This window comes from Pseudomonas sp. NY15364 (assembly GCF_048068235.1).
GTDB classification, from domain to species: Bacteria; Pseudomonadota; Gammaproteobacteria; order Pseudomonadales; family Pseudomonadaceae; genus Aquipseudomonas; species Aquipseudomonas mendocina_D.
Genome location: NZ_JBLUPX010000022.1, coordinates 71,784 through 79,209, shown reverse-complemented (window position 1 = coordinate 79,209; position 7,426 = coordinate 71,784). Strand labels below are relative to the sequence as shown.

General features: G+C 63.1%; 8 protein-coding genes. 3 read left to right on the top strand and 5 right to left on the bottom strand.

Annotation, left to right across the window (positions count from 1 at the left end):
* Nucleotides 1-241, top strand: a 241-nt coding sequence (locus tag ACNFCJ_RS17650) for a DUF2514 family protein (RefSeq protein WP_416772739.1), incomplete at its 5' end; no start/stop codon positions are given.
* 949 nt (nucleotides 242-1,190) lie between these two features.
* On the opposite strand, the gene tauD is transcribed toward ACNFCJ_RS17650, so the two are convergent.
* From tauD to tauA (ACNFCJ_RS17625), 5 genes are read right to left on the bottom strand one after another with little or no spacing between them, the layout of a single operon-like run.
* Complete coding sequence (gene tauD, locus ACNFCJ_RS17645) at nucleotides 1,191-2,024, bottom strand: taurine dioxygenase (RefSeq protein WP_416772738.1); 834 nt, start codon at nucleotides 2,022-2,024, stop codon at nucleotides 1,191-1,193.
* 14 nt (nucleotides 2,025-2,038) lie between these two features.
* Nucleotides 2,039-2,872, bottom strand: coding sequence for a taurine ABC transporter permease TauC (gene tauC, locus ACNFCJ_RS17640; RefSeq protein ID WP_416772737.1), 834 nt, complete (start codon nucleotides 2,870-2,872; stop codon nucleotides 2,039-2,041).
* On the bottom strand, nucleotides 2,869-3,651 hold the full coding sequence (gene tauB, locus ACNFCJ_RS17635; protein ID WP_416772736.1) for a taurine ABC transporter ATP-binding subunit: 783 nt from the start codon (nucleotides 3,649-3,651) through the stop codon (nucleotides 2,869-2,871). Before tauB ends, tauC begins: the two co-directional genes overlap by 4 nt.
* Before the next feature lie 30 nt (nucleotides 3,652-3,681).
* A complete protein-coding gene (gene tauA / locus ACNFCJ_RS17630; RefSeq protein WP_416772735.1) occupies nucleotides 3,682-4,653 on the bottom strand; it encodes a taurine ABC transporter substrate-binding protein in 972 nt (323 codons plus the stop codon).
* Nucleotides 4,654-4,712: 59 nt separating this feature from the next.
* A complete protein-coding gene (tauA, locus tag ACNFCJ_RS17625) occupies nucleotides 4,713-5,693 on the bottom strand; it encodes a taurine ABC transporter substrate-binding protein (protein ID WP_416772733.1) in 981 nt (326 codons plus the stop codon).
* Nucleotides 5,694-5,878: 185 nt separating this feature from the next.
* Between tauA (ACNFCJ_RS17625) and ACNFCJ_RS17620 the strand changes: the two genes are divergently transcribed.
* Together ACNFCJ_RS17620 and ACNFCJ_RS17615 are read left to right on the top strand one after the other, a co-directional pair.
* Nucleotides 5,879-6,145: a hypothetical protein gene (locus ACNFCJ_RS17620; protein WP_416772732.1), complete on the top strand. Its 267-nt coding sequence runs from the start codon at nucleotides 5,879-5,881 to the stop codon at nucleotides 6,143-6,145.
* Between the two features lie 187 nt (nucleotides 6,146-6,332).
* A complete protein-coding gene (locus ACNFCJ_RS17615) occupies nucleotides 6,333-7,115 on the top strand; it encodes a MetQ/NlpA family ABC transporter substrate-binding protein (protein ID WP_106732463.1) in 783 nt (260 codons plus the stop codon).
* Nucleotides 7,116-7,426 lie beyond the last annotated feature (311 nt).

Below are 7,426 nucleotides of genomic sequence, written 5' to 3'. Positions count from 1 at the left end.
CGCTGGTACCGCTCTTGAGCGCCTGCAGCAGCGCCTCGCAGCCGCTGAGCAACGCAGTCGTGACGCCGGCAATTCCATCACTGCCCAGCTCGGCCAGGCAGCCGAAGACGCCGCCAGAGTGCGAGCCGACCTGTTCGGCCGGCTCGGAGAGGCTGTTCGACTCTATGCTGACATCGCCGACCAGCGAGGAATAGCCGGGGCGGCGTGTGAGAAAGCGTATGAGGGGTTGAGGGGAGAGTAGTTGCCCGGGACGGGCGAGACAGTGATACCAATTCTGATACCACTTGGTGAGTTCCGTTGTGTTCGAATGGGTTTGAAGTGCCCGTTTTACGCGGGTTTCAAACCCATAGACACCCGCCTAAACGCATGCAAAGTTGCATGGTGATGTTAGCGGTGGAAATCAAAGGACTTACCTATCAATAACTTGAGGTGCGCTGTTTAAAGGGGGATACCGCTTTCGAGCCTTTCAGCTCGGCCCGAACCGAGGAAGACGAACCTGCGCATATAAGTGAACGCTACGTCCCTGCCGGCAGACGAGCCGATAAGGCTGATGAGGCATGGGGGGAGTGTCGGGCATCGTGGCGCCGGTTGCCGTCGTTGGACGGAGCGGCGTCGAAGCGCGTAATGGTATCACTTGGCACATGTAACTTCAGCCATCGCGGAGATTCACTGCAGCGTTTCGCCAGGCGAAACGCTGCATAAGCATACGGCGCAGGGGTAGGGGGCGCAGCGCGCACCACGGGGCGGCTGGCGCCTGTGCGACAACCCGCTAGCCATGGATCGACAGTGGTTAGTCTTTGAAGATGAAAGTGGCACTCATTAGATGCTGATCGTTTGCCTTCACACTGCAGTTCCGATCAGGTGCCGGGCGGCCGTTAGCACTATCGATAGGGTCGCACTGCACGAAGAAGCGTATACCTTGCCATTCCCGCAGCACGCCGGCCCTGCTTCGACTGGGTGAGCAGCGCCTGATGGATGTGATGCTTGAAACGGAATGCATCAGCTTCGCGTTGCTCGAAGGTGCTCCGCGTGTGAAGGCGATGGAAAACGGGACAGATTAATTTGCTGCACATGCAGCCGGTCTCTGGCTATAGGCAGCCTGTACCACCGATCTTCATTCAATACAGGTAACGAAGCAGTCTCGATCCCTACGCATGCCGTTAGTGGCTTGTTGATCAGCACTGCGCCCCTCACCTCGGCCTGTCCCCCAGCACCGTCGCCCGATGCATCACCCGCCGTTGTGGACGGTAGTCGTCGACGGCGTAGTGCTGGGTGATGCGGTTGTCCCAGAAGGCCACGTCGTTTTCCTGCCAGCGCCAGCGGATGGTGAATTCCGGGCGGGTGGCGTGGGCGAAGAGAAAGCGCAGCAGGGCGTCGCTTTCGGCCGCTTCCAGTTCGTTGATGCGGTTGGTGAAACCGTCGTTGACGAACAGTCCCTTGCGCCCGGTAACCGGGTGGGTACGCACCACCGGGTGAACCACGGGCGGGTGGGTGCGTTGCACTTCGTGGTAATGCGCCAGGGCTTCGGGCGTATTGCCGAAGCGCTCCAGCGGGAAGGAGCGGGTGAAGTCGTGGGTGGCGGTGAGGTCGTCGAGCAGCTGCTTTAGCGGCTGCGATAGGGCGTCATAGGCGGCGCTGCTGCTGGCCCACAGGGTATCGCCGCCGTAGGGCGGCAGGTGCTTGGCGGCGAGTACCGCGCCGAGGGCCGGAGTCTCCAGAAAGCTGACGTCGGTGTGCCAGATGGCATTGTCGCGCACGTCGGTCACGGCGGTGTCGAGAACGAGGATTTCAGGTTGCTCGGGCACGTTGGGGTAGAGCGGGTGGATGTGCAGGTCACCGAACTGTGCGGCGAGAGCTGCCTGTTGTTGTGGCTCGATGGGCTGCTCGCGGAAGAACAGCACCTGGTATTGCAGCAGGGCGTCTTCCACTTGCTGGCGTAGGCTGGCAGTGAGTGGCTGGCGCAGATCGATACCGCTGACCTGGGCGCCGAGTGCCGGGCTGAGCGGGGTGATGTGCAGGGGCATGTCGGGTGTCTCTCTCAATGCGCCTGGCCGTGCCAGGGCACCAGTTTGCGTTGCAGGGCGCGCAGGCCCAGTTCGAGGGCGAAGGCGATCAGGGCGATGACGAGGATGCCGAGGATCACCACGTCGGTGACCAGGAACTGCGCCGCCGACTGCACCATGAAACCCAGGCCTTCGGTGGCGGCGATCAGTTCGGCGGCGACCAGGGTCGACCAGCCCACACCAAGGCCGATGCGGATGCCGGTGAGGATGTCCGGCAGGGCGCTGGGCAGGATCACGTGGCGTATCAACTGCAACGGCGTGGCGCCGAGCGATTGCGCGGCGCGCAGTTTGGTCGGGTCGACGTTGCGCACGCCGGTGGCGGTGGCGATGGCCACCGGGGCGAAGATCGCCAGGTAGATCAGCAGCACCTTGGACAGCTCGCCGATGCCGCACCAGATGACGATCAGCGGCAGGTAGGCCAGCGGTGGGATCGGCCGGTAGAACTCGATCAGCGGGTCGAAGATGCCGCGGGCGATGCGGTGACGGCCGATGGCGATGCCCAGCGGCACGGCGGTGAGTACCGCGGCCAGCAGGCCGAGGCCGATGCGCCCGAGGCTGGCGCCCAGATGCAGCCACAGGCTGGCGTTCATATAGCCCTCGCCGAGCAGTTTCCAGCCGCGGGCGAGCACGGCTTGCGGGCTGGGCAGGAACAGGGGCTCGATCAGCCCGGCGCTGGTTACCGCCCACCACAACCAGAGCAGGCTGGCGATGCTCAGGCTGCTGATGGTCAGCAGGCTCAGTTCACGACGCGGTTTCACCGCGCGCTGTTCTGCGGGCGTCTTGGCGTAGAGGTATTCGTAGCTGCTCATGTGCGGCTCCCCTGGCGTTGGGCAAAGACCTGGGCGAGCACGTGCTCGCGGGTTTCGATGAAGGCGCGGTCGGACTTGATCGCACGGGCGCTTTCGCCTGCGGCGTAGCGGCGGCCGAAGTCCAGCCGCAGGTGCTCGACGATGCGTCCGGGGTTGGGCGCCAGCAGTACCAGATCGGTGGCGAGGAATACGGCTTCCTCAATGTCGTGGGTGATCAGGAACACCGGCTTGTGCGTGCGCTGCCAGACCTGCAGCAACAGCTCCTGCATCTGCTCGCGGGTGAAGGCGTCAAGGGCGCCGAAGGGCTCGTCCATCAGCATCACGCGCGGGTCGGCAGTGAGTGCGCGGGCCAGGCCCACGCGTTGTTTCTGCCCGCCAGAGAGTTCCCAGATGTGGCGCTGCTCGAAGCCGGCCAGGTCGACCAGGGCGAGCAGTTCACGCGCCTTGGCCTCGCGCTCTGCACGGCCCACGCCGGCCAGTTGCAGGCCGAAGGCGACGTTCTCCAGCACGTTCTGCCAGGGCAGCAGGGCGTCGTCCTGGAATACCACGCCGCGCTCGGCACCAGGCCCCGCGACGGGCTTGCCATCCAGGCTGATGCGCCCGGCGCTGGGAGAGACGAAGCCGGCGATCAGGTTGAGCAGGGTGGTCTTGCCGCTGCCGGAGGGGCCGAGGGCGACCAGCAGTTGCTCGGGGCCGAGGTTGAAGGACAGGTCGCTCAATACCGCATTGGCGGCGCCCGGGTACTGTGCGCTGATGTGCTCCAGTTCGAGTAGGGCCATGTTCAGGTTCTCTTCAAGGCAGGCGCGGGTTCAGGGTTTGATGTACTGGCTGCTGACGTAGGGCGAGTAGTCCGGCAGCACGCGGTCGGCCTTGCCCTGTTCCTTGAGGAAGGCGGCGGTGGCGGCGATGTCGCCAGCGGTGCGTTCGCCGAGCAGTGCCAGTTGTTGCTGACGATCCGGGAAGGCGGAGCCGGCCAGCAGCTCGGGTACGTCCTCGGGGTTGGAACCGGTCAGCGCGGCGATCTTGCGCACCGGTTCGGAGTCGGCGGTCCACTGGTCTTTCTCCGCCGCATAGCGGGCGAAGCTGTCGAGGGTGACCTTGGCGAACTGTTCCAGCACTTCGGGGTGTTTCTCGGCGAAATCCTTGCGCGCGACCCAGACCTCGAAGGTCGGTGCGCCCCAGGTGCCGACTTCGGCGGCGTCGGTGAGTACCTTGCCGGTCTTCTTGATCTCGCCCAGTGCCGGCGACCAGACGAAGGCGCCGTCGATGTTGCCGCGTTGCCAGGCAGCGTTGATCTCGGCCGGGTTGAGGTTGACGATGCGCACCTTGGCCGGGTCGATCTGCCAGTGCTTGAGGGCACCGAGCAGGCTGTAGTGCGAGGTGGACACGAACGGCGTGGCGAGGGTCTTGCCGGTGAGGTCGGCGGGTTTCTCGATACCGCTGCCATTGCGTACGACCAGCGCCTCGGCGGCATTGATCTGCGCGGCGACGACGAAGGTGACGATAGGCAGGTTACGGCTGGCGGCGGCTGCCAATGGGCTGGAGCCGAGGTTGCCGATCTGCACGTCGCCAGAGGCGATGGCGGTGACCACTTCGGCGCCGCTGTTGAAGCGGCGCCAGTCGATCTTCTGGCCAATGGCCTGCTCATAGGCACCGTCGGCCTGAGCGACCTTGGTCGGATCGATGCCGGTCTGGTAGGCGATTGTCAGGTCGGCAGCCTGGCTGAACGAGGCGAACGCAGCAGCGGCAACGGCTGCGAACAGGCGATGGATACGGGGCATGGAATGGACTCCGGGCATGAAAGGAGACCGGGCGGCCTGGCCGCCCGGAAAAACGTGGCTTAGTTAGTGATGTACTGATTGCTAACGTAGGGCGCGTAGTCAGGCAGCACCTTGTCCACCTTGCCTTGCTCCTTGAGGAAGCCTGCGGTGGCGCTGACGGCCTGGGTGGTCGGCGCGCCGAGGGCGGTCACCTGGTCGGCGGCCAGCGGGAAGACATTGCCCTGCAGCAGCAGCGGGATGTCCTCGGCCTTGGCGCCGGAGAGTTTCACCACCTTGGCGATGTTGTCCTGGTTGGCTAGCCAGGCCTGCGGGTCCTGACGGTAGTTGGCGTAGGCATCGAGGGTGACCTTGGCAAACGCACGCACGATCTCCGGATGCTTCTCGGCGAAGTCCTTGCGCACGATCCAGGCATCGAAGGTCGGTGCGCCCAGCTCGCTGAGTTCGCCGGAGGTGATCAGCACCTTGCCGGTTTCCTTGGCCACACCGAGGGCCGGATCCCAGACGTAGGTGGCGTCGATATCGCCACGCTGCCAGGCAGCGGTGATTGCCGGTGGCGCCAGGTTGAGGATCTGCACCTTGCTCGGGTCGATGCTCCAGTGCTTAAGCGCGGCCAGCAGGCTGTAGTGGCCGGTTGAAACGAACGGCACGGCGACCTTCTTGCCGATCAGGTCGGCCGGTTTGTCGATGCCGCTGCCATTGCGTACGACCAGTGCCTCGGCGGCGCCGATCTGCGCGGCGATGAGGAAGGTCTGTACCGGCAGTTGTCGGGTGGCGGCTGCTGCCAGCGGGCTGGAGCCGACGTAGCCGATCTGTACATCGCCCGAGGCGACGGCGGTGATCACTTCGGCGCCGCTGTCGAACTTGCGCCAGTCGATCTTGGCCTGGATGGCTTTTTCATAGGCACCATCGGCCTGAGCGACCTTGGCCGGGTCGACGGTGGTCTGGTAGGCAACGGTGAAGTCGGCGGCCTGGGCGACCAGGGTCGCGCTCGACAGGGTCAGTGCGGCCAGTACGCGGCGCACGAATGGAAACGGGGTCATGGTGGTGCTCCTCGAAGGCGAGCTGGCCCTTCTGACGAGGATGCCGAGCCGCAGGACGTTGTTCAGGTGTTGTCAGGGTGTCCGGCGGTCCGGTGGAGCAAGACTATCTATGCTAAATGGAATAGATAAATACTTTTTTAGAATATTTTTATATTTTTGTGGTTTGCTCCAGGAGGGCGGCAGTCATGTTGGGTATCGCCTTTCACATTCATCGATTGATGGATCGGGCGAGTGTAATCAAGCGTACATTCGGGAGTTCGATACCCATTTGCGTCTGGCTCAAACGGGGTGAGGCCGTCGCGTTTGATCCAGATATCGCGGCCCAGGTGTTGCGACAGGCGTGGCATACGCTGCAGAGCAGTGGCCTGAGAAATCAGCTGCAGGCGGGGGAAGCGGGCGAGGGCGGCAGTGAGCACGGGAACATCCTGCGGATTGAAGGCTATCCACTCTAGATGGATGGTGGCGGTGCTCACAAACAGGGGCGACTGTTTATTTTGGGCATAAGAAAATAATTAATAATTATTTTATGGAATAAATAATTTTCCGTACTGTCGCGCCCAGCCCGCCACATCCACGGGTACCAGCCAAACGCGCCGGACTGCTGATCCAGCCGGTGCCACAGACCGAGAACAAGGAACTATGAAGAAGACCCTGCTGTTGACCGCCCTGGCCGCTGCCCTGACTGCCTCCCTGGCCCATGCTGGCGAAAAACTGAGCGTTGCCGCCACCCCGGTGCCGCACGCCGAAATTCTCGAACTGATCAAGCCCGAGCTGGCCAAGCAAGGCGTGGATCTGGATATCAAGGTCTTCACCGACTACGTTCAGCCCAACCTGCAGGTGAGCCAGAAGAACCTGGATGCCAACTACTTCCAGACCAAGCCGTACCTGGACACCTTCAATGCGCAGCGCGGTACCGAACTGGTGATCGTGCAGGGCGTACACGTCGAACCCTTCGGCGCTTATTCGACCAAGTACAAGTCCCTCGATGAACTGCCGAACGGCGCCACCATTGCCATCCCCAACGAAGTCAGCACCAGCGGCCGTGCGCTGCTCCTGCTGCAGAAGGCTGGCCTGCTGACCCTCAAGGATCCCAACAGCGCCCAGGCACTGCCGCGTGACATCGCCGATAACCCGCGCAACTTCAAGTTCCGCGAGCTGGAGGCAGCCACCGTGCCGCGCGTACTGAATCAGGTCGACCTGGCGCTGATCAACACCAACTATGCGCTGGAGGCCAAGCTCAATCCCAAGCGCGACGCGCTGGTGATCGAAGGCAGCGATTCGCCCTACGTCAACTACCTGGTGGCCCGCCCGGACAACCAGGACAGCGAGGCGATCAAGAAGCTCTCCGCCGCGCTGACCAGCCCGGAAGTGAAAGCCTTCATCGAAAAACGTTATGAAGGCGCGGTACTGCCGGCTTTCTGATCGAAACTGTATGGCGGCTCTTTTTGTGTCCTAGCTGCCCACCGTTGAACACGGTAGTAAACCTGTGCAAACGGGTTTGCGTTTACGCCGAGCCGGCTTAGCCGACTCGGCGTTCTTTTTTTCGCACGGTAGGCCCGCGCAGCCACGTTGCCCCTGCCGGCGTGCATAAATGGCAAATTGCCTTCCCGGCGCCATATGCCTACGATTCGCGGGTTTGAAATGCCATGCAAACAGCCTCTGTAACGCAGAGAGGCGAGGGCGCCGCCGTGCGCCACCCAGTGCTAGGCTCCCGTTGCCATCCCTCAACTTGC

Excerpts from the sequence above, each read along its gene's own strand:
- tauD (WP_416772738.1), bottom strand. The coding sequence starts at position 2,024 with ATGCCCCTGCACATCACCCCGCTCAGCCCGGCACTCGGCGCCCAGGTC.
- tauC (WP_416772737.1), bottom strand. The coding sequence starts at position 2,872 with ATGAGCAGCTACGAATACCTCTACGCCAAGACGCCCGCAGAACAGCGC.
- tauB (WP_416772736.1), bottom strand. The coding sequence starts at position 3,651 with ATGGCCCTACTCGAACTGGAGCACATCAGCGCACAGTACCCGGGCGCC.
- tauA (WP_416772735.1), bottom strand. The coding sequence starts at position 4,653 with ATGCCCCGTATCCATCGCCTGTTCGCAGCCGTTGCCGCTGCTGCGTTC.
- tauA (WP_416772733.1), bottom strand. The coding sequence starts at position 5,693 with ATGACCCCGTTTCCATTCGTGCGCCGCGTACTGGCCGCACTGACCCTG.
- ACNFCJ_RS17620 (WP_416772732.1), top strand. The coding sequence starts at position 5,879 with ATGTTGGGTATCGCCTTTCACATTCATCGATTGATGGATCGGGCGAGT.
- ACNFCJ_RS17615 (WP_106732463.1), top strand. The coding sequence starts at position 6,333 with ATGAAGAAGACCCTGCTGTTGACCGCCCTGGCCGCTGCCCTGACTGCC.